The organism is Dyadobacter flavalbus (assembly GCF_006149045.1).
In the GTDB taxonomy this organism is placed as follows: domain Bacteria; phylum Bacteroidota; class Bacteroidia; order Cytophagales; family Spirosomataceae; genus Dyadobacter; species Dyadobacter flavalbus.
On record NZ_VBSN01000071.1, the window covers coordinates 152,933 to 177,516 of the forward strand.

Annotated in this window: 10 protein-coding genes; 5 read left to right on the forward strand and 5 right to left on the reverse strand. The window is 48.7% G+C overall.

The annotated features are described in order from the left end of the window. Positions 1 to 188: 188 nt before the first annotated feature. From FEM33_RS23710 to FEM33_RS23725, 4 genes are all read right to left on the reverse strand, one after another. A complete protein-coding gene (locus tag FEM33_RS23710; protein WP_139014458.1) occupies positions 189 to 1,664 on the reverse strand; it encodes a RagB/SusD family nutrient uptake outer membrane protein in 1,476 nt (491 codons plus the stop codon). A 38-nt stretch (positions 1,665 to 1,702) separates the two neighbouring features. After that, positions 1,703 to 4,918, reverse strand: a complete 3,216-nt coding sequence (locus tag FEM33_RS23715; protein ID WP_139014459.1) for a SusC/RagA family TonB-linked outer membrane protein — start codon at positions 4,916 to 4,918, stop codon at positions 1,703 to 1,705. Positions 4,919 to 5,174: 256 nt separating this feature from the next. After that, positions 5,175 to 7,475: a glycoside hydrolase family 20 zincin-like fold domain-containing protein gene (locus tag FEM33_RS23720; RefSeq protein ID WP_139014460.1), complete on the reverse strand. Its 2,301-nt coding sequence runs from the start codon at positions 7,473 to 7,475 to the stop codon at positions 5,175 to 5,177. Between the two features lie 403 nt (positions 7,476 to 7,878). Next, complete coding sequence (locus tag FEM33_RS23725) at positions 7,879 to 8,718, reverse strand: alpha/beta fold hydrolase (RefSeq protein ID WP_139014461.1); 840 nt, start codon at positions 8,716 to 8,718, stop codon at positions 7,879 to 7,881. A gap of 237 nt (positions 8,719 to 8,955) precedes the next feature. Between FEM33_RS23725 and FEM33_RS23730 the strand changes: the two genes are divergently transcribed. From FEM33_RS23730 to FEM33_RS23745, 4 genes are all read left to right on the forward strand, one after another. Beyond that, a complete protein-coding gene (locus FEM33_RS23730) occupies positions 8,956 to 9,426 on the forward strand; it encodes a MarR family winged helix-turn-helix transcriptional regulator (protein WP_229214384.1) in 471 nt (156 codons plus the stop codon). Between the two features lie 73 nt (positions 9,427 to 9,499). Further along, complete coding sequence (locus FEM33_RS23735; protein ID WP_139014462.1) at positions 9,500 to 10,828, forward strand: TolC family protein; 1,329 nt, start codon at positions 9,500 to 9,502, stop codon at positions 10,826 to 10,828. 17 nt (positions 10,829 to 10,845) lie between these two features. Beyond that, positions 10,846 to 11,901: an efflux RND transporter periplasmic adaptor subunit gene (locus tag FEM33_RS23740; protein WP_139014463.1), complete on the forward strand. Its 1,056-nt coding sequence runs from the start codon at positions 10,846 to 10,848 to the stop codon at positions 11,899 to 11,901. A gap of 12 nt (positions 11,902 to 11,913) precedes the next feature. Then, a complete protein-coding gene (locus FEM33_RS23745; protein ID WP_139014464.1) occupies positions 11,914 to 15,030 on the forward strand; it encodes an efflux RND transporter permease subunit in 3,117 nt (1,038 codons plus the stop codon). Positions 15,031 to 15,286: 256 nt separating this feature from the next. Here the strand turns inward: FEM33_RS23745 and FEM33_RS23750 are convergent, their stop codons facing one another. Then, positions 15,287 to 19,153, reverse strand: coding sequence for an ELWxxDGT repeat protein (locus FEM33_RS23750; RefSeq protein ID WP_139014465.1), 3,867 nt, complete (start codon positions 19,151 to 19,153; stop codon positions 15,287 to 15,289). A 650-nt stretch (positions 19,154 to 19,803) separates the two neighbouring features. Between FEM33_RS23750 and FEM33_RS23755 the strand changes: the two genes are divergently transcribed. Continuing rightward, entirely contained in the window at positions 19,804 to 24,537 is a 4,734-nt protein-coding gene (locus FEM33_RS23755; protein ID WP_139014466.1) for a PAS domain S-box protein, read from the forward strand. Positions 24,538 to 24,584 lie beyond the last annotated feature (47 nt).

A 24,584-nucleotide genomic window follows, 5' to 3' on the forward strand; every position in this document is an offset into this window, starting at 1 on the left:
CGATTTTTAAAAAGGTGCAGGCAAATGGTCCTGATCAGCTGCGTTTTATGGACCGGTAAATTACTGTGCCAATATTTCCAACCTGTAAATAAAAAAAGGCTGGTGGTATTGCTGCCACCAGCCCTTGCCTGAAGATTTGTATTTATCGAGATTGCCAAACAAACGCCTTTTATAAACAGGCCAGCGTATCAGTACCCTTCATTCTGCACAATTGCGGGACTGCTGGTAATTACTGCCAATGCCGGAATCGGGTAGAGGAGCTGGTAAGGCTGTATCGGTGTCGAAATGCCTACGGTACTTTTGCCAGGGCCGGATACTTTTGAATTCATGACCGAAATTGCCCGGTCGGTACGAAGGAGATCGAACCAGCGATGTCCTTCAAACGGTGATTCCAGCCTTTCTTCATTGTAAACTGCTGCCTTGAACGTTTCGTATGTCAGGCCGGTCAGGTCACTGAGTCCTGCACGCTTCCGAACCTGATTGATTGCGGCGTAAGCATCGGCAACCGGGCCTTTATTGACTTCATTAAGCGCCTCCGCATACATCAGTAGAATATCGGCATACCGGATCACGTACCAGTCGGCTCCCGAGTCGGCGTAACCGCCGCCTGTTTCGCGTTCCACATAACCGCGGACATATTTGGCGGCAACAAAGGAACCGCCGATTGTGTAACCGTCAGCAATATTGTTCCGGCGTACATCCCCTTTGGAATAGGCAGCAGCAATATCGTCCGTCGGTTGATTAAATCCGTAAGCGCCGCCTGACGGTATGGTAATTCCTTCGGAACCGGTTGGTGCAAAGTGGTTCGGCAGGTTCGAGCCAAGACCGTTTGCTGCACCTTTATACTGTGCCTGCCAGATCGCCTCCGGATTTCCCTGCTGTCCGGCCTTGAACAGGTCCGCATATACAGGCAGCAGGCTGTACGTTCCGGAAGTAACCACTTTTTTGAATTCCGCAGCGGCCTCCGCGTATTTTTTCTGTGTCAGATATACTTGTCCGAGCAGGCTTTGCGCCGCGCCCTTTGTTGCCCGGCCTACATTGGAATCGTCGTAAGAAACAGGTACCAGTTCTTCCGCCTTTGCAAGGTCGGCTTCAATTTGTGCGTATACTTCCTGAACGGAGGCGCGGCCTACATTGTAACTGGCATCGATATCGGTTACGGGCTCGGTTACCAGCGGAACGCCGCCGAATAACCGCACAAGGTTGAAGTAGGCGAGTGCTCTCATGGTAAGTGCTTCGCCGGTGTACTGCTTTTTCAGGTTTTCCGATACGGGTGAGTCATCGATTCGGACAAGGATACTGTTGGTTCTTGCAATCAGGTTATAACTGGTTTGCCAGAATGCAGTGAGATGCTCGTTATCGGTTGTTTCCCGGAATTCATCAATATTCCTTTTTGCATCGTTTCCCGATGCGCCGGCGACAAGCTCGCTGGTATTATCAGAACGCAGATCGACCAGCAGGGGATAGTACCCGTTGCCCGAATACACCTGGGAAAAGGCGGAGTAAGCACCCACGATTGCCTGGGTAAAGTCGGATTCCGTTTTGAAAAAGTCCGTTTCGCCGATCTGGGAAATGGGTTTTGATTCCAGAAAATCATCACAGGACGTACCTGAAAATGCCAGGATAACCAGTGCGACCGCTATTTTTATATTCTTTGAGATCATGTCAATCAATGTTTAAGGTTGATCTGGGTTTAATTGGATCAGAAACCAAGGTTAAGGCCAAATACAATCGTTCTGGCCATCGGGTAAGTGCCGTAATCGATACCGGGTGTGAGCGCAGAAGAGATCCAGGGGTCCCCTTCGGTTGTATTCACCTCCGGATTGTAGCCGGAATATTTGGTAAACGTATGCAGGTTCTGGATGTTCACGTACGCCCTTGCATTTCTGAGAATCGTTCCATTCAGTATCTTGCCAAATCTGTAACCAATGGTAACGTTTCTGATGCGCAGGAATGAGGCATCGTCCACGAGATAGGATGAAATGGTGCGGTTGTTGGCCGAGCTGCCCGCACCAAACGTTCTGCCGTCACCCGGCTCTTCCGGCGACCGCCAGTAATTGACAGAGATCGTTCCGTTATTGCGGTAGGCGCTGCGTTTGGTAAGGTTCATTACCTCCACATCCTGAACGCCCTGCAATGAAAACCCGAAGTCAAAGTTCCCGTACGTGAAGTTGTTTGTCATCCCGTAAGTAAACTTCGGAAGGTTATTGCCTATTATGGTTTTGTCAAGGTCGTTGATCGTTCCATCGCCGTTCAGGTCCCTGAATTTGGCATCACCGGCATAAGTATTCGGCAAGTGCGCCGAGGCGTTCACTTCGTCCTGTGTGTTGTAGACACCGTCAAAGATATAGCCATAGTAGCTTCCCAGCGGACTGCCGATCTGAGTAATATGCGTCAAGGAATTTTCCTGGGCACGGTTGGCGACAATAATCGGTGTGCCGCCGGCTCCGAGCGATTCAACTTTGTTTCTGTTGAAGGAAATGTTGGCGTTGGTTGTCCATGTAAATTTATCTGTCTTGAAGTTTCTGGTTTCCAGTGCAATTTCCACGCCTTTGTTGCGGAGACTTCCAAGATTGCGCAGCGCAGTTTCATAACCGGTCGAAAGCGGTACAGGAACATTCAGCAGCAGGTCCGACGTCAGTTTGTTATAATAATCGAAATTCAGGTAAATACGGTTCTGGAAAAGTCCCAGGTCAAGTCCCAAATCCATTTCTTTGGCTTTTTCCCATCCGAGATTTGCATTGCCCAGGGAGCCCTGCGCCAGGCCGCTGGCGATGGAGCCGTCGCCCGATCCTAAAATGTAATTGCTGCCGTAGATCAATCCGACGGAGGCATAGTCAGGAATCTGGTTGTTTCCGATCAGACCATAACTGGCGCGCAGCTTCAATTCACTTACAGCAGCTACATCAGCCATGAATTTTTCCTGACCGATTCTCCATCCAACAGATGCGGATGGGAAATTGCCCCATTTGTTGTCCGAGCCGAAACGGGACGAGCCGTCGCGGCGGAAAGTGGCCGTTAAAAAATACTTTTCTTCAAAATTGTAAGTTGCCCGGCTTAACAATGAAAGGAGCGTCCACTGGGAACGGAGAGAGCTTCCGCCCGTTACAATTCCTGCATTCAGCGTAGGCACCAGATCGTTCGGGAATGAATTGGCATTGACTGCAGTGGAGTTAAAGGACGACTTCTGTTCTGTCAGTCCCACCAGTACATTGACATTATGCCGTTCGGCAAACGTATTGTTGTAGGTCAATGTGTTCTCATTGATCCAGCTGATGTTCGTGGCCGCATAAGAACGACCGTACGAAGGGTTCACACTGATGAATGAAGGTGAGAACTTATTATTGCTGAACGTGTTGACATCCGCATTGATGCTTGTTTTGAACTGAAGGTTTTTCAAAATATCAATGGTTGTGAACAAGCTCCCGACGGTGCTGAACTGGTTCATGGTATTCTTGATTCCCTCGCCAAAAGCCAGCGCATTGTTGTAAATGATATTCTGCGTGGTGCCGTCGTCGTAATGCAGCGTGTAGGAAGTAGAGTAGGTGCCGTCTGCATTTCTGGCAGGATAGAGACCGGGAACCGACATCACCGTGGTGGCTACCGCGCCGTAATCCTGGATACCGCCGGTGGTTGCAATCCGGTTGTTCGTGTAAGACGGTGCAATCCGGAAGCCGACTCTTACCCTTTCCGATGCCTTTGCATCCACATTGAGCCTGAACGCATATTTTTTGAAGCCTGAATTAATGACGATACCTTCCTGATTCTGGTAATTGCCGGAAAGGTAATACCTTGCATTTTCCGTTCCGCCGGATGCCGACAGCTGATAATTCTGCATCGGGGCCTTCCGGTAAAGCAGGTCTTGCCAGTCGGTGAATGGCAAAGATGCTGCATTCTTGAATTCCTCGGGGATTTTGAATTGCGGACCGCTTCTTACCGAGTTGGGGTCAGTAACTTTTCCGCCTGCGCGTACCCAGTCGGTATTCCTCTGGTCGATTTGCCGCTGTGCATATTGCTGATTGCTCATAATTCCAACCTTTTTCGCAATCTCCTGAAAACCGTAGCTGGCATTGAGGCTGATCTGCGATTTGCCCGCAGCGCCTTGCTTGGTTGTGATCAGTACGACACCGTTGGAACCCCGAGATCCGTAAATGGACGTTGCCGACGCATCTTTAAGCACATCAATAGACTGGATATCACCCGGATTGATACTTGCCAGCGGGTTTACCGGAGATTGGTCGCCGATATCACCGCCCTGCGCCGATGCATTACTGACGGAGTTGTCCAGCGGCACGCCATCGACCACATACAAAGGCTGATTGCCTGCCGTAATGGAGCCTGTACCTCTGATTTTCAGAGAAATGCCCCCGCCCGGCGCTGCAGAAGTCTGCTGCACCTGAACGCCTGCCATCTGGCCGGCCAGCGCTTCACCAAATGAAACCACCGCGCGGTCCTGCAATTGCCGCGAATTGACCGAAGCTACGGAGCCTGTCAGTTCCCGCTTGGACTGGCTTCCGTAACCAACAACAACAACTTCATTCAGCGCCTTGTCGCCGGATTCCAGCTGTGGTGAAATGGTGGAACGGTTTCCTACGGGTTCTTCCAAATCACTGTATCCGATATACGTAAACAAAAGGGTGCTGTTTCCAGGCACCTGAATCCTGTAATTGCCGCTGGCATCAGAAACAACACCCTCCGTGCTTTGCTTGACCCGGATGGATACGCCGACCAGCGGCTGACCGGTCGCTTTTTCGGTGACCTGGCCACTTACAGTAACCAGATTGGCCCTGCCGGAAGTCTGAGCCCATCCCGTCGTACAACAGAAAAGCAGGATCAGCACTTTAAGGCGTAATCCCGGAGCCACTCCGCATGCGCTGCGGAAACTATTATAACATTCAGTAAACAATTTTTTTCCCATAAGTTATGGAAGGTTAGTGGTCTAGAAATGATCAAATCGAAAGGTATCGAAACAAATATAATGTTTTTATTAAATATAAAATCTTTTCATAAGAAAAAAATAATATTAACGAACTAAAAAGAAAGATAACGGAGGTTTTTGTAAAATTTTCTTGATTTGGAACAGTAGAAAAAGAAAATGCTTCCAAAGCAAGGTTCGGAAGCATTGTTTCTTTGATAGTCGGATAATGTAGGTACGGGCAGGGGCAAACAGCTTGCTACTTGTACTGCTGCCAGTTTAACTGCTTGTTCATTAATGGCAGCCGGTGCTGCTGTGCGTAATCGTTCCTGACTTTCTTTACGTCGTTCCACCATTGATCCAGCGGGTAGTTCAGTTCCCTGTAAATCAGGTAGCTAAGATCAATTGTGCGTACCGGCTGATGATCTTTAATGTCGTCCACCTGTTGTAAAAACGTCCGCCCGTTGGCTTGTTCAACAAGTGGTTGCCATTCTTTATACCAGATTTTCGTAACCAGATTGAGCGTACTGTCGCGCTGCTGTTTCAATTTACTCACCAATTCCATGGCAGCGTCCAGTTGGCCCACAGCCACCGCCGGATTTGCACTGGCAGCTGATGAAGCTTTCGCGAGCATATCCGTAATCTGATTCAGGGCAACCAGCATCCTGAGATTCTGGCCGCAGATCGCCGCAACCGATTCCAGTACTTCGAGGTTGTAAAGCTGCGTTACAGCAAGTGATTTGTTTTTCCGGATCAGCTGAAGTGCATATTCGTTGCGCGGAATCAATGATTTTGCCGTTGCGTAGCGTTGTGCATTTACCGGATAATCCTTTTTGTCGATGGCGAGCGTACCTGATTTAGGCACCGGCAGCATGGGCAATGTCTGGTCTCTTTCGGGATGAACGAAGAGGCTGTCCGAATTTCCCTTGATTGGTGCTCGCCAGGGCGATTCTATCCAGTCCCAGCTTTCGGTATGAAACTCGGCCTGTACGCTGAGAACCCGGTAAACGCTGTCCATGTCCTTTTGCGAAGGCCCGTAAAAGGCATTCATAAACCGGGCGGAGGCATCCGCAGGCGACAGGTTTATATTGTTCCAGCCGGCGGCTGTGCCCGTAGCGTATCCCAGCCAGAATGTTTCGGGATGCAGCCCTGCATCGGCCCAGCCTGCAATGATTACGCCCATGAAAGATGACAGGTTTTCGGAGAAAGCAGTATTGATTTCTTTCATCATATCCGCTACCCGTCCCGAAGAGCGATCGCTTCCGTCTGCCATAACTGCCGTTTTGGTATGCAGCGGATAATAATTGGGAAAAATAGGCTCAGCGCCTTGTGTAGCGGTATAGACAAACTGCCTGATTCCGTGGTTCTTGTAATCCGATGCAATAGCCTTGTTGTAAACGCCATTGACAAGATGCGATGGCAGTGAAGTAATATCTTCTTTTCTTAATGGAAATTCACCCCAGAAGAGCACTGTGCGTCCCTGTTCATGCAGCCTGTCGGCCATTTTTTTGATAAACCACGCCAGTAACCTTCCGTTTCCGCCAAGGCTGTCGGCCATTTGTTTTTCAGATGGTGCTTTTCCAGTGTAGTAAGCTTCATCATTAGAAAGCAGAATGTACTTGCTGCCTTTGCTTGCCTGAATGAGTTCGCTGAACATGGCATCCAGCAGTTCGAAAGTGGCCGGATTGGTTACCGAGAACTGATAATTGATGTCGTCAAGCAGCCGCAGCTTGCGGTATTCAGGGTGTTTCAGGATAAAGGAAACGTGTGCCGGGGCATCCAGAAAAGGCACCAGTTCGACAAAATGTGCTTTGGCAAAGTCGGCCAGTTCCTGGTATTCCGCGGCGGTCAGGGCATAGGGTTCTACAATCGCGGGTGCGGACTTGTATTGAAAATGGCCTTCCAGTTTTATTGAAAATGCGTTGATCTTGTAAGTTGAAGCCTGTTTGATGATCCGCTTCAATGCGCTCATCTTTTCGAGGTGATGCGCGTCATCCCAGTAAATCATCCTGACTTCCACGTTGGGCCAGTCTGTAATTTCGCCTTCCGGAAGCTGCATTTTGGAAGCCTGCATCCGGAGCAATTGTAAAAATGTCTGTATTCCGTAGTACAAACCCTGTGCGTGATTGGCAGTAATCGTGATCTGGTCAGTCTTCAGGCTCAGTTGGTAAGCTTGTCGGGCCAGTGCAGTCCGGTTTGTATCGACGCTGGCTCCGATCGTTACCGCTCCTTCGCGGATGACCAGCCGAATGGCGGGCTTTCCCGCCTGACCTTTGCCTTGTGTAATTTTAAGTGGAAGGCCGGCCGCCCTCATGCCTTCCGACAGGCTTGTCACGGTCTGTCCTTTTACCGAAGATGGGTCCAGCGCAATGGTCCAGTTACTGCCGATCTTGAACATTTTCTTTGTCAGTTCCACTTTCTGTGGAAGCGGCAGCAGGCCAGAGCCAGCTTCCATTTTCGAAGCGGGTGTTGGCTGAGCGCTTTTCACCTGCGCATTGGTCCTGAACTGAATGAGCAGGCAACAGCAAATCAGAAACAAAAGCCGATTTGCTGATCTCATCCTTTGCGGCACCCTTTTCAGAATACTTACTCTTTCTATAGTAACCGGAAAAGGTGAGTTGATTGAAAATTTCTTGTGAAAAATGGTAATGGTGTACAAGGTGGCGTTTTTAAAGGTTAATTATTTGGTTCAGGTATTATATTCTTCAGTAACGCAGGCAGGAATAAAAAAAGATTTTTACGCCTGATTCTGCCGGCTTGATTTACGATAGCATACATCAATCGTTCATGATGATAAAACCGCAACTGCAATTAATAAGAAAATAATAAATAAACGAAGGTAAAATACAAGTAAATCAAATAAATATAGAGATACAGGTATAATTTATATGAATAAGAAAATAAATCGAAAGGAAAAATCTTGCAGATTGTGGTCTATTTGCATTCAGCTACGTTCGCCTGCATCATTTCGGGCGCGCTTTTTCCTTGAAGAAATCAATAGCGATTCCGGAGAGTATTTTTCCTTTTTCATCGGGCATTTCATGGCCGGTATTGGGATACACACACAATTGTCCAAACCGAAGTGCTTTATAGAGTGCCATGCTGTGTTCCAGTTTGATCATGTCTCTGTCTCCGCGTATGATGAGTACGGGAATATGAATTAGAGCCAATTTTTCATCCGGTATTTTAATTTCCCTTTCCCACATTTTCTGGTTTTCCTGCCAGAATCTGATCCATTTTTCGGGTTCTGGATTTATTCGCTGATAATTTTCCAGCCAATCCTTATCTTCTTTTACAGCTTCTACCGTGTATTCCTTTAAAAGTTCACGCGCCTCTCGGGTCAGTCCGCTTGATCTGGAATTGGAAGCGCCACTGACCACTTTTTTAATTTTGTCCGGCCTGTTTGCTGCCAGCAGCAACGACGTGTTGCCACCCATGCTCCATCCCATTGCATAGGCACTGTCGAGTTTTAGCTGGTCAATAAGCTGAGAACAGTAATCGGCCAGCAGTTCTCCGCTCAGGCTGTCTGCATGTTCGGATCGGCCGTGACCGGGGGCATCCGGAGTAATTACCCGGAAATGCCGGGATAGTTCGGGTATGATGCCGGAAAGGTTTTCGATAGTGCCCAGTCCGGGGTGAAGAAGCAGCAGAGGAATGCCTTGTCCATACTCCTCGTAGTAAATCCTTGTGCCGTATATGGTTAAATACTTTCCGTTGTTTGAGCCATATTTCGCTGGCTTTTCTGCCTTTTTGCAGGATGTGAAAAGGAAGCCCGAAAGTAATAAGCAAAGAATGGATTTCATCTCGGTTCGTCAGGGCGACGTTTTTAAGCGGTGAAGTATAACTGTTTAAAATCGTATACGCGGCTTTTTGAAGGAATGTTGAATATCCGGCAAATTTGCCAAGGCTGTCAATGGAACGTGAAAGTCGTTTAGGTGTAATTGGTTGTTATGTCGGTCCTTTTAATCCTGAAAATTTTATTATGAAAATATTTGGTTGATAACTCAACCTATTATATATTTGCATATAATTTTACTGCAATGACTGACAGAGAAAAACAATTTGAGGAGAAGATTGAGCAGCAAATGGGGGCCTTGGTGATGTTCAATATCAATCGTGTTGCACATTTATTTGCTAAAAAGGGGAACCGTGAGCTGGCAAAAACCAGCTTTTCCTTGTTAATGGAACAACTGCCGGTACTGTTCATCGTGCATGCAGCTGACGAACTCTATTCGCAGCAGGATATTGCCAATGCGTTACAGAAAGACAAGGCAGGCATTCAGCGCTCCATACAAACATTGGTGCGTGACGGCTATCTGAGGGTGACTTCGGATGCTTCGGATCGCCGTAAAAACCTGATTGAAATGACACCGGCAGGAAAAAAAATAATTGAACAGGTTTCTGAAACGGCCCGTAACATGGACAAGCTGGTAACGGATCAGCTGGAACCCGGGGAAGTGGAAACCTTGACGCGATTGCTGAATAAAGTGACAGTTATACTAAGAAGTTAACATTTATCCATATAGTTGATACCTCTACCATAGAGCCGTCAACAATATTATTTTTTCTTTGATTCTTACAATTATGAAAAGAGTTTTTGTTTTACTGTCTTCCTTGTTCCTGTTTGGCGCAGTGCAGGGAAATGCCCAGTCAAGCTTGTCGCTGAAACAGTGCATTGACTACGGCCTCGAACATTTCGGGACAGTGCGGCTTGCGGATTATCAGAAGCAAACAGCCGATCAGCAGGCTCGTCAGGCACTGGGGCTGTATTTGCCGCAGGTCAGCGGCACGGGAAATTTTACGGACAATATCAAACTGCAGACTTCGGTGATACCAGCCGGGATTTTTGGTCCGGAACCAACCCGGATTGCATTTGGCCAGAAATACCAGACCAATGTAAGCGCCACGGCTACACAGGTCATTTATGACAAAGCACTGCTTCTTGGGATTAAAGCCAACAAGCCCAATCAGCAGCTCGCCGAACTGAACAGCCGCCAGACCAAGGAAGATATCATTTACAATATCACCAGCAATTATTATCAGGTCTTTGTGGCCAAACAGCAGATCGGGCTGCTGCGCGATAACCTTGAACGTACACAACAGGTACTCGATGTCCTGAAACTGCAGCGCGACAACGGCGTGATCCAGCCGGTGGATTATACGAACACGGAAGTTACTTACAACAACACGCGTTCACAGCTTTCGGTTGCGGAAAACGATCTTAACCTTGCGCTAAACCGGCTGAAGTATCAAATGGGACTTGCACAGGACCAGCAGATTACTTTGCCAGATTCTCTGCCGCAGGACCAGGTCCCGGTAGCCGGAAACATGCAGTTTGATGTGAATAATCTGGCTGGTTACCAGCAGGGAGAAACCAATATTGCATTGCAGCGGCTGCAGCTCGAACGCATTCGTGCCGGTTACCAGCCTACGTTGAGCGCATCGGCTAGTTACGGTACGCTGGCATTCGCCAATGACTTCGGTGCCGCATTCAGAAACTTCAACGGGTTCGGAAGTGTAGGGCTTTCCTTAAGAGTACCGATTTTCGACGGATTGCAGCGGGATGCGCAGATCAACCAGCAAAAACTGACCGTCATGACGCAGGAGGAACAGCAGCGGCTGAACGCTTCGGCCTTTCAGCTGCAGTTCAACAATTCCCAGTCGCAGCTGCAGCGTGCGCAGATTACGGTCCAGAACGACCAGCGTACCGTGCAGCAGGCACAGGAAGTTTACAATATTACCACACTGCAGTATAAACAAGGTGTAAAAGCACTGAGTGACCTGATCAATGCGGATAATTCTTACCGTCAGGCCCAGTCCAACTATATCAATTCGCTGATCGATTTTTATCAGGCCCGCCTCGATCTGGAACAGTCACAGGGCACATTATTATCATTTTACAATCAACTCTGAGCATTCGAACGAACATCATGAAAAAGTCAACCATCTTCGTCGTTGTAGCTATTTTGGCGATTGCTGCGCTAATCGGCTTCCGACTGTCTTCCAACAAAAAGAAGATAGATGAAAAAAATCAGGTCCCGACCAATACCAACGTTGCCATTCCGGTAACCGTAGCCAGGGTTGAAGAAGGTACCGTTACCCAGCAGCTTGTTAAAACCGGAAATCTGATCCCGTTCAAACAGGCAAGTATTACCGCCACCACGGGCGGTCAGGTTGTCAAAGTGAATTATGAACTCGGTTCTTTTGTAAAAGAAGGTGCCGTGCTCGTGCAGCTCGACAACCGTCTGAAAGAGCTTTCCCTTGAAGCTACCAAACTGAGCATTGACAAACTGGACAAGGATGTGAAACGTTATAACACCCTTCTGGCCGGCAATGCGACGACCGAAATCCAGGTGAACGAAACGAAATACAATTACGAGAATGCAGTGAACCAGGCGGATCAGATCAGGAAGCAGATTCAGGATGCGAATGTAAAAGCGCCGATCAGCGGTCAGATTGTTGCCAAGAATATTGAGCCCGGTGAGTACGTGTCGCCAGGAACGGTTCTCGGAACGGTGCTGGATGTGAACCGTTTGAAAGTAAATGTACTGGTGAATGAAAGCGACGTTTACAGCCTGAAAGTAGGGCAGAACGTCAGCCTTTCGGCGGATGTTTTTCCGGGCAAAAAATTCAGCGGACGTATTTCGTTCATTTCGCCGCAAGGCACCGACGAGCATAATTACCCGGTCGAAATTACGCTGGCCAACAATGCCGGGCTGAAAGCCGGAACGTTTGTAAATGTGGATTTTTCACGGACCTCCAACCAGAAAGCGTTGCAGATCCCGCGCTCGGCGCTGGTTGAAAGTATCAAAAACCCTTATGTATATGTTGTGGAAGGGAATGTAGCCAATCAGCGGAAAATCAAAGTAGGCCGCGATATGGGCGATACGATTGAAGTAATAGAAGGCCTTTCGGCCGGTGATCAGGTGGTGACCACAGGCCAGCTGAACCTGACTAACGGCAAGACCGTACAAATCACAAAATAAACTAAATAAACTATGTCAGTTACCGAAGTAGCCGTTAAACGGCCGTTGTTGATCCTCACGGTCTTCATTGTACTGATCCTGTTTGGTGCATTGAGTTACAAAGAATTATCATACAACTTGCTGCCCAAGTTTGAAGCCAATGTAATCAGTGTGGCCACCACTTATCCCGGCGCATCCGCCGATGAGGTGGAGACCAATGTAACGAAACGCGTTGAAGATGCACTTTCATCACTGGAAGGTCTGGACCGCATGACTTCCACTTCTCAGGAAAGTGCTTCCATTATCGTTATCCAGCTTAAAAACGGGGTGAATACAACCCTTGCACAACAGGATGCACAGCGTAAAGTGGAGCAGATCCTGAACGACCTGCCCGATGAAGCCGAGCGTCCGATCATCAATAAATTTTCGACCGACGAAATTCCGGTACTCCGTATGGGGGTAACCGCGAACCTTGCACCGACTGCACTTTATGACCTGATTGATGACAACATCAAGCCACAGCTTTCCAACGTGTCCGGTGTCGGACAGGTGAATGTGATCGGCGGAAGTGAGCGTGAGATTCAGGTGAATGTAAACCAGGACAAGCTGCGTGCCTACGGCATTTCCATTACGCAGGTATCGCAGGCCATTGCAGCAGCCAACACCAGCTATCCGGCCGGATCGGTGGAAACGCGTGAGCAGCAGTTCTCGATCCGTTTCGATGCCTCCGTGGAAACCATGGCGCGTTTGCGGAACCTGATTGTTGCACGTAAAACCAACGGCAGCGAAGTACAGCTGAAAGATGTGGCCGAAGTAGTGGATGCAACCGTAAAACCAACGGCTATCAACCACATCAACGCGCAGCCTTCCATCGGTATGCAGATCCAGAAACAATCCGATGCCAATGCGGTTTCGGTTAGTGAGCTTACGCGCGCCCGGATCGCAGAACTTGAAAAACAGTACAGCAACATCAACCTGAAATTCAACATTGCCAACGACCAGTCGGTGTACACACTGGCTTCTGCCGATGCCGTGGTTTTTGACATGATGCTTGCGATTGTGATCGTATCGATAGTGATGCTGCTGTTTTTGCACAGTTTCCGCTCAGCGATGTTTGTGCTTGTGGCGTTGCCATCTTCCATGATCCCGACTTTTGCATTGATGTACCTGATGGGATTTTCGTTGAACCTGATGACGCTGATGGCGCTTTCACTGGTTGTCGGTATTCTGGTCGATGACTCCATTGTGGTTCTGGAAAACATTAACCGTCACCTTGAAATGGGGAAAGACAAGCGGAGGGCTGCACTGGAAGGCCGGAGTGAAATCGGCTTTACTGCGCTTGCGATTACCCTTGTGGACGTCGTGGTGTTTGTGCCGCTGGCAATGACAGGCGGTCTGATCGGGAACATCCTGCGTGAGTTTGCGCTGGTGGTTGTATTCTCGACATTGATGAGCTTGATCGTTTCATTCACCTTGACACCGCTTCTGGCTTCCCGTTTCGGAAAGGTTGAAATCCTGAGCCGCAATTCGTTGTGGGGCCGTCTGAACCTTGGTTTTGAAAATATTATAACCCGTATTACCAACTGGTACGGCCGTGTGCTCGAATCGTCTTTACGTCATAAAAGATGGGTTTTCATTGCCGTGATTGCGATGCTGTTTGGCGCTATTGCACTGGTTCCGGCCGGATTTATCGGTGCTGCATTCATGCCGCAGGCGGATCAGGGCGAAATGGCGATCAACATAGAGCTGGCTCCGACTGCCTCTATTTATCAGACCAATGCAGTAGCCCAGCGTGCCGAAGAAATCATTATGAAGCATCCGGAAGTCATGAACGTGTTTTCCAATGTCGGTTATACCAGCAGCGGTATCGCCACGTCTTCCAATGCCAACGTTGCCGATATCAACGTGAAAATTGTTGACAAGAAAGAGCGGACGATTTCAACCGATGATTTCGGCCAGATGCTGAAAAAAGAAGTAGGGCAGATCCCGGGTGTGAAAGTGACGGTTAGTCCTGTCGGGCTGGTCGGTAACTCGCAGGCGCCGATACAGATTGCCGTTAAAGGAACAGATTTGAAAGACATTCGTAAAACTGCTGAAATCGTTATGAATGTTGTCAAGTCGGTTCCGGGGACACAGGACGTCAAATATTCCGTAAAAGATCCGAAGCCGGAGGTTTCTGTAAACCTGGATCGTGAAAAAATGGCTCAGCTGGGAATCAACGCGGCAGAAGTAGGCGGTGCCCTGCAGAATGCCTTCCGCGGAAATGACCAGTCAAAATTCAAGCAAAACGGAAATGAATACGACATCCTGATCAGTCTTGACCAGTTTGACCGCACAAGCGCGAACGATATCAGCCGTCTGACATTCGTAAACAATCAGGGCAGGACTTTTGAGCTATCGCAGTTTGCCAGTATACAGGAACAGATCGGCGAGAGCGTTCTGGAACGTGTAGACCGCTTGTCTTCGGTAACGGTCAATGCACAGGTTGTAGGCCGTCCGGTCGGAACGGTTGGTGCCGATATTCAGGCTAAAATGGCGCAGCAGAAGCTTCCAACCGGCGTAAGTATCCAGTATCTTGGCCAGCTGCAGCAACAGTCGGATGCCTTCGGAAGTCTTGGCCTTGCATTGCTGATTGCCATCGTGCTGGTGTATTTCATTATGGTGGCGCTTTACGAAAGTATTATTTATCCGTTTGTGGTTCTGTTCTCGATTCCGGTAGCACTTATCGGCGCGTTCCTGGCGCTGGCGCTGACCATGGAAAGCCTTACGGTGTTCTCGATTGTGGGTATGATCATGCTGCTGGGTTTGGTGGCCAAGAATGCGATACTGATCGTGGATTTTACCAATCAGCTGAAAGCCGAAGGAAAAGATGTGGTGCATGCATTGATTGAAGCCGGAAAAGAGCGTTTGCGCCCGATCCTGATGACAACGCTAGCGATGATCCTGGGTATGCTGCCGATTGCTTTGGCCAGCGGTGCCGGTGCGGAAACCAAAAACGGTATGGCTTGGGTAATTATCGGCGGACTTACTTCGTCCATGTTGCTGACACTGCTCGTAGTGCCTTCCACTTATCTGGTCATTGACCGTCTGAAAGCACGTTTTACCAGAAAAAAAGCCGTCGCAGCTGAAAACCTGGAAGTTGTGAATTAAACACTCCATTATTGATAAAATGCCAGTTCAGGGCTGAAACTGAAAATGCTCCGGAATAAATAAACCGGAGCATTTTTTTATTTGAAATCTTAAATCGTAACTGTTCCTTTACACCAATTGCCTGAAAGTATTGTCCTGTTTATCAGGTTGTTTTCAATTCAACGGGTGTAATCCAGAACTTGCATACTGCATAAACAGGAAAGCCGCACATTTTCAAACATGTGCGGCTTTCCTGTTTATATTACCTTTCAGCTTTTTACTCGGTCACCAGCATTTTGATGACTTCGGTTGCTGCTTGCGACTGTATTTTCAGCATGTAAATGCCTGTGCTCAAAGTCAGATCAGAAATATTCACCTCCGCTTTTTCTCCTGCTTTTGCATCCTGAGTTGTCCGGACTGCATACCCTTTTCCTGCGCTGCTGACCAGCTCAAAGGAAATTGGGCCTGCATGCTGCATGGAAAGTGAAACCGTAAACTGTTTCTTAACCGGGTTGGGGTAAATGCTTGACCCCTGTTCAGCCTGCGCGTTTTCTGCCATGATCCCTTCCTGATTTAAGCGGGCCGAGCTGTTGCTGACAGATGCAGGCTGAATAACTAACTGCGGCGGATTGGCGCTGTTTTCCTTGCTGTTAAAAACCAGTCTGGTGTTCCGGTTGTTCGGGTCAGCCAGAAGCAAAGTCACAAGATTACTGCCGGACGCTTGCTGCGCTTTTACATAGCTGGTCACATCGATCTCGTAATATTTGTATTTGTCATTCACAGCCACCGAGCCCAGTGAAGCAGTCGAAGCAGCCGGTGCGTTGTTTTTGCTGATGCCGTTTTCAGTCCAGCTGTCATTATCCACGCCGTATGCATGCACGTAAATATCCTTGCTGTTTTCATGGTTATGACCATAGATGCGCAGTTTGGCCGAGCCTGCGTTAACCGTTTGCGGCAGCTGAAAACGAATATAAGACGAACGTTTAATGGAAGCATCACCGGCTGCACTCTTGACATCCAGCTCAGGCAGGTTGCCGTAGTTTGTGGCACTGTAACTGCCATCCCGCACATAGGCATCTGCAACGGCATTCAAGGATTGGGTTGCCGGAATGACTTCAATGGCTGAAACGCGGGGCAGGTCTGCTGCGCCGGTCAGAAAGTCGATGTTGAGCATGCCGTCTGTAACGTTGACAGTGAAGGTTTCTGCGGTGGCAAGCATCGCTCCGCCTGCTTTGGCAAAGATATCATAGTTGGTCAGTTTGCGGCTGCCTTCCATGTTGACGTGAAACTGCCTGCTGCCTTTTCCGCCCTTTTTGCCCGGAGCCCCGAAGTAGGTTTCAGCAAAGTGCAGGTATACATCAAAGGTGCCATTGGGAACCGGAATGTTGTAGCTGAACGAAGGCGAGCAGCGTGCTGACTGATAAAGCACGTCATTGGTCGTATTCAGGATATCTCCGCTTGCAACCGAGCTGGTCCGGTCAATACCTGCATAATACTTGTCTGCAATGAACAGTTTTTTGGTAGCAGTCGTGAAATCCTGCCCGCCAGCATTGATCCGGATGGTATTTGCCATAGGCACTGCATCCTTGTATTGGAACAGCTCGGCGCCGTACATGCCGTTGTCGGCAGAAATCAGAAGCTGGTTGTTTAAGGCTCCCATATCATAGAACAGTGTGGAGCCATTCGGGTTCATATCATACGCCAGACTGGTTGTCTGGGCAGTTCCATTTGTTTTCCAGACTTCACGGCCGCTTTGTTCGTTTGTGGCACTAAAATACAGGGTTTCTCCTATGACTGTTACATGCCGGATGTTTGCCCCGTTTGCCTGTGAACCAATGTTTGTGACCTGCTGAGTGCCTTCGACTGTTCCGTCACTTTTCCATATCTCTCCTTGTAAATCAGGTACAAAGTAAAAGAAGCCGTTTAGAGCCAGCATATCATGCGTATGAATGGAAGGGTCTCCATCGTCAGAACGCAACTTTGTCAGGGGAAAGGTGCCCTGCTCCGTACCGTCGGTTCTCCATACGACCTCGCCAAAAATATCATCAAAGGCAGCACCATCCCAGACAACAAAAAATAGCAGATCGTTGACGACCGTGAACTTGGAAAAATAATCTTCGTAGGGATTGAATTGTTTGATAATGGTGGTTCCTTCCGCAGTACCGTCACTTTTTACCAGAAAGCGGTCAACGCTGGATCGATTGGCTTTGGATGTGATGTAGTAAATGAAATTACCTTTTACTGCAATAGATCTGTACATGCTCTCGCCCCAGTTAGGAGTTACGTCCTTGACCAGCACAGTACCCTGGGCTGTGCCGTTGCTTTTCCAGAGGTCTATGCTGTTAATGCCGTCATAAGCACCAAAGTAAACCTGTCCGTTCATTGTGACTGGTGAAAAAGTGGAAGTTTGCGGGAAGGTTTTAACCAACAGTGTTCCCGCCGTGCTGCCGTCGCTTTTCCAGAGCTGCATGCTGCTGGTGCCGTTAATAATTCCAAAAAACAGGGTTCCGTTTACATTGATCAGCCCTTGCAATGTGTCTGCTTTGGTAAAATCCTTGACCTTGATGGTTGTTGCAGTTGTTCCGCCCGATTTCCATAAACTATGTACCTGTGAACCGTTTCCTCCAACAAAGAATGCGGTTCCGTTCACGTTGGTGATCTGCTCGGGATTGGAGCTGTTTGCGCCGCTTATTGCATCCCTGACCAGCACGGTACCGGCCGTACTTCCATCGGTTTTCCAGAGCTCGCGGCCATGGATACCGTCATCGGCAGTAAAGTAGGACACACCGTTTACTGCTGTAAAATGAAGCGGCATGGACCCGGCTTTGGCAATGTTGGTCACAGCGCTGGTGCCGCCTGTAACCATCGTGCTTTTGAAAAGCTCCAGGCCACTGCCTGCATTGCCATTGAAGTACAAGGTTCCGTTGACATTCAGCAGCCTGGAAGCCGTTACATCGGCCAGAATTTTAGTGCTATATACATCCCCGTTACTCTGCCATAATTTTTCACCGGAGCCGTCATTGGCAACAAAAGCAGCCTTGCTGCCAACAGCTGTGAGTTCTTTGATATCTGAATTCAGTTCACCGGCACGAATGTCTCTGACCAGTTTAGTGGAAGAAGCTGTTCCGCCGCTTCTCCATAATTCCCGGCCATGTGTGCCGTCATTTGCCACAAAGAAAAGCTGTCCGTCGGCAGCCCGGAGCATAGAAGGGTCTGATGAAGCCGCACCCGGATTGATGTTTTTGACCAGCACGGTACCGGCAGTACTGCCATCGGTTTTCCAGAGCTCATTGCCGTTTACGCCGTCATTGGCTGAAAAATAAAGTTCATTTCCGACATTGGCGAGGTTATCTGCGCCGGATGTAAATTTCTTGACAAGCGTAACCGGAGTGGTATTATTTGCTTTGAACAAGGCAGTACCTGAAGGCAAAACCTGCTTAAAGTATACGTTACCACCAGCAGCTACCAGTGGAGCAGAAGGGTTGGAGCCGGAAGTATTGGTGATGGCAACCGTACCTGCCGCAGTGCCATCACTTTTATAAAGAATTAATTTGCCAAGATAATCCTCTATTAAAAAGTACAGCATGCCGTTCAGGCTGACTGCATGTTTAACAGCCAAACCAAAGTCATGATAAAACGATTTCACCAAAACAGTTCCAGCTACAGTTCCATCCGTTTTCATCAATCCATCCCTGCCTCCGAAATACAATATGCCGTTTACATTCACAAATACTTCGGTGCCATAAGGTATTTCAAACAGTTGCAGCAGGGAAGCTGTACCTGTCTGGCCAGCATCCAGTTTGTACAAATAAATCAGGCCACTTTCCAATTCCACTACAAAGTAGATTTTTTCGCCTGAATAGGTGAGGCGTCTTACAGAATTGCCGTAGGGAGAAGCTTCGGTGATTTCTTTTATCAGGACAGTTCCGGCGGCAGTTCCATCACTTTTCCAGATTCCTTTCTTTTGTAAACCGTTGTCAGCAATCATGTAGACCATGTTACCAACTCCAATCGATTCATAAATGCGCAGCCCATTGCTGGCAGGGCCTGTCACGTTAATGTCTTTTACAAGACCTTTTTCCTGTGCAAGCAGAGGCTGCATACCTGACAGGAGCATGGCTAAATACAGTACAATTCTTTTCATGGTTTTCTGGTTAGATGTTGCGTTCGTTTTTCAGGTTTCATGTACAATAAGGAATTGATCAATTAAACTTTCTAATTGTTGATGGCCAGGCTTATATTTTTTGCAAGCCGTTATTCAGACAGCGCCGCCTAACGGATCGTACAATTATGGTAAAACCATTAAGTTATAATTATTTACTTTAAGTTACTGATATAATCCGTTCAGAATCTTGTAAATACTACAAAGTTTTTTAAATAAATCAGAATAGTTAGAATAGCAGCTTATAACTTCTTTGGTAGCTAGGAAGATTTCCCGTTATGCTGAAAAAGTGAACGGGAAAATATGATAATGCAGGCAAGTTTTACCGGCAAGAAAAAGAGGGTGAAGCTTCCTTCCATTTAGACCGGGTTTTCTCTGGTTCTATTCCAAAGTGTTTGTAGCAGAACTTAAAAGCTCGGCTATGAACAAAACCAGTAAAAATCATCCTCAGAAGTTGGTTGGTTAGTCGTTGCTTTATTTTCATTTTCCGGGAGTTTTGTTTGAACGTTTGTTTTATTAACAAAAAGCATCTTAATTTTAACAATGCGCTCGCCTTGCCTCGTAACCCGGCAGCCCTGGGTTTAAGTAAGTTCCTGGCTTACTATCTTACAACAGACTTTTCAACCAAGCATATGGCCTTCTCTTCCCGTCCCGACAGCGTACCCGAAATTACTACGCCGCAGGATTATCAAACCTTTCTGGAATCATTTGCACAGGCAATCTGGGAAACCGATTCTCTTGGTCAAATTATTTCCGATTCTCCGGGCTGGCGGGCTTATGTTGGCCAAAGTCTGAATGAATGGTTAAGCCTTGGTTGGACAGGGGCCGTCCATCCCGGTGAGCGCAGCTATACAGAACATCAGTGGCAAAAATCAATTGCCCGGCAGCAGCCATTCGATGCCGAGTTATGCCTTACGCGTCCCGGTGGTGGCTGGCAACGGGCGGTTGTGAAGGCAAGTCCACTTTTCAATGCCGATGGATCTGTAAAGAAGTGGCTGGGCGCTGTTATCGGTATTCATGAGAAAAAGCAGGAAGATCAATGCATCCGGCATGCCGGGCAGCCACAGCCCGGGCAGCAGGAATCAGGCTTTATGACTGGGCCTGAGCTCAACCAGCGCCTTGTCCAGGCAACACTTGACAGTTCTCTGGATGTGATTCAGGTCTTCAGCGCAGTGCGCGATGAGGCTGGCCGAATTGTCGATTTTGTCTGGTTGATAAACAACAGGAAAGCCGTTGAGCAGAATGGGGATGTAATTGGCAAAAGCCTCCTGAAACAAAACCCGGGTGTCGTCCCGACCGGCATTTTTGATCACATGGTACGGGTAACCCAGACCGGCCTGCCTTATGAAGGTGAGCAGTACTACGAGCATGAACAGTTCAGTGGCTGGTTTTATCAGGCGCTGGTCAAATCTGATGATGGAGTGGCCATGACCACCCGCAATATTACCAAGGAAAAGCAAGCCCAACTGGCCCTGCAGCAGAGCGAGTTCAACCTTGGCGAAAAGATAGCGGAACTCGAAAAAAACAATGCGTTGCTGCGGTCCACCGAAGAAGTGGCCCATACGGGTAGCTATGAAGCCGACCTGTTGCAGGACAAATTCCATTTTTCAGAGGGTATGTACCGGCTTTTCGGGGAAGCACCCGGCGCGATTATCCCTTCGCTGGCCTGGATAGACAGCCGGTCGTACCCGGATGACATCGAGCAGGTGAGAAACATTCTGAATCAGGCCATTGCCAGCAAACAACCTTATTTTTACCACCGGAGGATTTATCATAAAGACGGTGACCTGCGTACTCTGGAAGCCCACGGCAGGGTAATATGCGACCAGACCGGAACTGCCGTCAAATTGATTGGACTGGTTCAGGATATTACCGAACGCCAGCAGGCACAGCAGCAGCTGACAGAAGCCAAAGATCTGCTGCAAACCATCCTTGATAGTTCACCCAATGCAATTACCGCCTATAAGCCTGTGTATAAAAACACTAAGCTGGATGATTTCAGGATTGTCTTTGTCAATGCCTTTACCGAAAAAACAGCGGGGATCAATCCAATGGGACAATTACTGACCCAAACTTTCCCTACCGCCAGACTAAACGGGCTGTTCGACCAGTTGAAGATCGTGCTTGAGCATGGACAGAGCCTGGATTTTGAACTTTGGTACGAAGGTGAAGGAATGCACCACTGGTTCCGTGTGATTGCCGTACCAATGAAAGGCATGGTGCTGGTAACCATCGAAGACGTGACGAGCCGCAAACAGTCCGAGCAGCAGCTGAAAGCCAGCAAAGACCTCGTGCAGACTGTGTTCGACGTTTCGTTGAATCCGATTGCCTTCCACAAAGCCGTGCGGAATGCAGCAGGAAACATTGTTGACTTCGAATTTCAGCTGGAAAACCGGAAAGCGCGCAAATATGCCATGGAAGACCGGAGAGGACAGCGTTTTTCGGAAGCATACCCGGGCATAGAAAATTCCCTTGTGTTCAAACTGTACTGCGATGTTGTAGAAACGGGTAACGAATTGAACACCGAAGTTCAACTGAATCTGAAAGGCACCGACCGTTGGTTTCACCTGATGGCAGTAAAGCTAGACGACGGCTTGGTGGCAACAGCACTTGACGTAACCGAACGCAAAAAAGCAGAGGAAGAAATCCTTCGCCTGAAGGAAGAAGTGGCCCGGAAAGCAACGGATAAATTCCAGCTGATCTTTAATTCCATTGCCGAAGGATTCTGCATTCTTGAACTGCTTTACGATGAAGAAGGCAAAGCCATTGATTTCCGCTTTGCAGAAGTCAACCCTGCTTTCGAACACCAGACAGGTTTGAAAAATGTATCCGGTAAAACATTCAGAACGGTGACTGCTGCGGAGCCTCAATGGATGGAAACCTATGATAGAGTGGTAAAAACCGGGGAGTGCACCCATTTTGAAGATTATCATAAAGGAACCGGCCGGTGGTATCAGGTAAATGCCTCCCGCATTGGCAACAGCCCGGCACTGGCAGTAGTTTTCCAGAACATTACCGAACGTAAACAACGGGAATCCAGCCTGGCTTTTCTGACGAGTTTGATGAGTGATTTTGCACCACTCAGTTCGGTCGACGAAATCATGGACATGGCAGCACGGCGCATTACCGAACACCTGAATTTGTCACACTGCACATTTGTACGGATTGACCCCGAGGCCTGGCAATTCACCATCCTTTACGACAGTCGTCCGGCAGGACTTCCCGGCATGACAGGGACATACAATCTGGCCGATTTTCATACCGAGGAAGAATACCGGCTGCTGGCTTCGGGGCGTTCCATGATTGTGAACGATGTGGATGATGGTACCCGCTCCGCCAGTCAAGTAGCGGCATTTGAAGCAATCAACGTCCGTTCACTGATCAACACGCCCTATTTGCACAACGGCCGGTGGGTGTTTGACCTCGGTGTAACCCGCAGCACGCCCGGTATATGGCATCCCTACGAAGTCGATCTGTTGAAGGAAGTTTCCAGCCGCGTTTGGCTTAGACTGGAACGGGCCCAGGCCGAAGAAGCCTTACGCAAATCCGAAGCGAAATTCAGACGGCTGAGCGACAGCGGACTGGTAGCCGTAGCTTTCTTTGATATTTACGGGGCCATTGTGGAAGCAAACGATGCCTTTCTGACGATGCTTGGTGTTGACCGGGAGGAGTTAAATTCGCAGAAAGTCCGCTGGAATGTATACACACCCGAAGAGTGGCTGCCACGGACCTGGCAAGCCATTGATGAATTCAGGAAAACAGGTACCATCAAACCCTACGAAAAACAGTTTTATCACTCAAGCGGAGCGTTGCGATGGGGGATTTTTGCGGGTGCTACCCTGGAAGATGACAGGATGGGCGTTTCCCTGGTTATAGATATTACAGATCGTAAACGTGCCGAAGAAGCACTGCGCAAGAGTGAGGAACACACACGTCTGGCTATGGAAGCCGTTGACATGGCTACCTGGGAATGGAGCCTGCTGAACGATCAGGTGTTCTGGAACGAGCAGCACTTCCGGTTGCTGGGTATGCCCGTGCAAACCGAGCCTCTCTATACAGATGCCTTTCTGAGCCGGCTTCATCCGGAGGATCAGCAATGGGTTAAGGCCGAACTGGTCCGTGCCATTGAAGAGCAAGGCTTGTTTGATGCCGAGTTCCGAATCGTGCGCGACGATGGTGTGATACGCTGGATGAGTGGCTACGGTCGGATCACGGCACAGCAAGTGGGCAAACCAACCCAAATGAGTGGGGTCATGTTTGATATCAATGACCGCAAAGAGGTGGAAGTTGCGCTTAAAAGATCTCAGGAACGGTTGCAGAAAGCCATTTCCATTGAAACTGTGGGTATGATTTTCTTTGACCTCCATGGCATCATCCATGATGCAAACACCGCTTTTGAACAAATAAGCGGTATAAGCTGTGATGATCTGGTGAGTGGAAAAGTCCAATGGGACGAATTAACCCCGCCTGAATTCCTGGAAGTAAGCCTGAATGCCATGAACGAACTGATCACGACCGGAAAGAGCGCACCTTATGAGAAAGAATATATTCGTCCGGACGGTTCCAGATGGTGGGGCCAGTTTGCCGGCAAACGGCTCAGCGAAAATGAAATTGTAGAGTTCGTGATTGACATCACTGCCAGTAAAAAGGCGCAGCAGGCGCTGCAGGAAGCCGACCGCCGAAAAGACGAGTTTCTGGCTATGCTGGCCCATGAACTACGCAATCCCATGTCCACCATCCGTACAGGGCTTAACATCCTGGCATTATCCACGCCCAATGAGATTACCGGTTCGACTTTGGTCATGATGAACCGGCAAACCGACCATCTGGTCCGGATGGTGGACGATTTGCTGGATGTAAGCCGCATAACCCGTGGTAAAATCGAGCTCAGAAAAGAGCGTGTGGATCTGGTGGAAATTGTACGCCAGGCGGTAGAGCATATGCAACCGGTATTTCTTCAGCACGGAAAGACGCTTCATGTTGATCTGCCCGCAGCCGTTATTGGAATGGATGGTGATCCTACCCGGCTTAATCAGGTGGTGACAAACCTGTTGACCAACGGTGTCCGCTATACCGGCGAAAAGGGAGAAGTCTGGATAAGCCTGCAGAACAACGACAGGGAAGCGATCCTCCAGGTGCGAGATAATGGCATTGGCCTGGCCAGTGACCAGCTTTCGGCCATTTTCGGAATGTTTGTGCAGGTAGACAATTCGCTGGCCCGTTCCCGCGGAGGACTGGGTATGGGCCTAACATTAGTCCAGCGGCTGGTACAGATGCACGACGGAGAAGTACAGGCCCAAAGTGAGGGTACAGGCAAAGGCAGCACCTTTATAGTCCGCCTGCCAACTTGGAGCCGCAGTGTCTGAGCCTGGAAGCAAGGCAGCGTCTTCACCGGTTGGGCTTTATGTCTCAG

Coding starts and splice junctions, on each gene's coding strand:
- FEM33_RS23720 (WP_139014460.1), bottom strand. CDS start 7,475: ATGAGATCAGCAAATCGGCTTTTGTTTCTGATTTGCTGTTGCCTGCTC.
- FEM33_RS23710 (WP_139014458.1), bottom strand. CDS start 1,664: ATGATCTCAAAGAATATAAAAATAGCGGTCGCACTGGTTATCCTGGCA.
- FEM33_RS23740 (WP_139014463.1), top strand. CDS start 10,846: ATGAAAAAGTCAACCATCTTCGTCGTTGTAGCTATTTTGGCGATTGCT.
- FEM33_RS23735 (WP_139014462.1), top strand. CDS start 9,500: ATGAAAAGAGTTTTTGTTTTACTGTCTTCCTTGTTCCTGTTTGGCGCA.
- FEM33_RS23755 (WP_139014466.1), top strand. CDS start 19,804: ATGGCCTTCTCTTCCCGTCCCGACAGCGTACCCGAAATTACTACGCCG.
- FEM33_RS23730 (WP_229214384.1), top strand. CDS start 8,956: ATGACTGACAGAGAAAAACAATTTGAGGAGAAGATTGAGCAGCAAATG.
- FEM33_RS23725 (WP_139014461.1), bottom strand. CDS start 8,718: ATGAAATCCATTCTTTGCTTATTACTTTCGGGCTTCCTTTTCACATCC.
- FEM33_RS23745 (WP_139014464.1), top strand. CDS start 11,914: ATGTCAGTTACCGAAGTAGCCGTTAAACGGCCGTTGTTGATCCTCACG.
- FEM33_RS23715 (WP_139014459.1), bottom strand. CDS start 4,918: ATGGGAAAAAAATTGTTTACTGAATGTTATAATAGTTTCCGCAGCGCA.
- FEM33_RS23750 (WP_139014465.1), bottom strand. CDS start 19,153: ATGAAAAGAATTGTACTGTATTTAGCCATGCTCCTGTCAGGTATGCAG.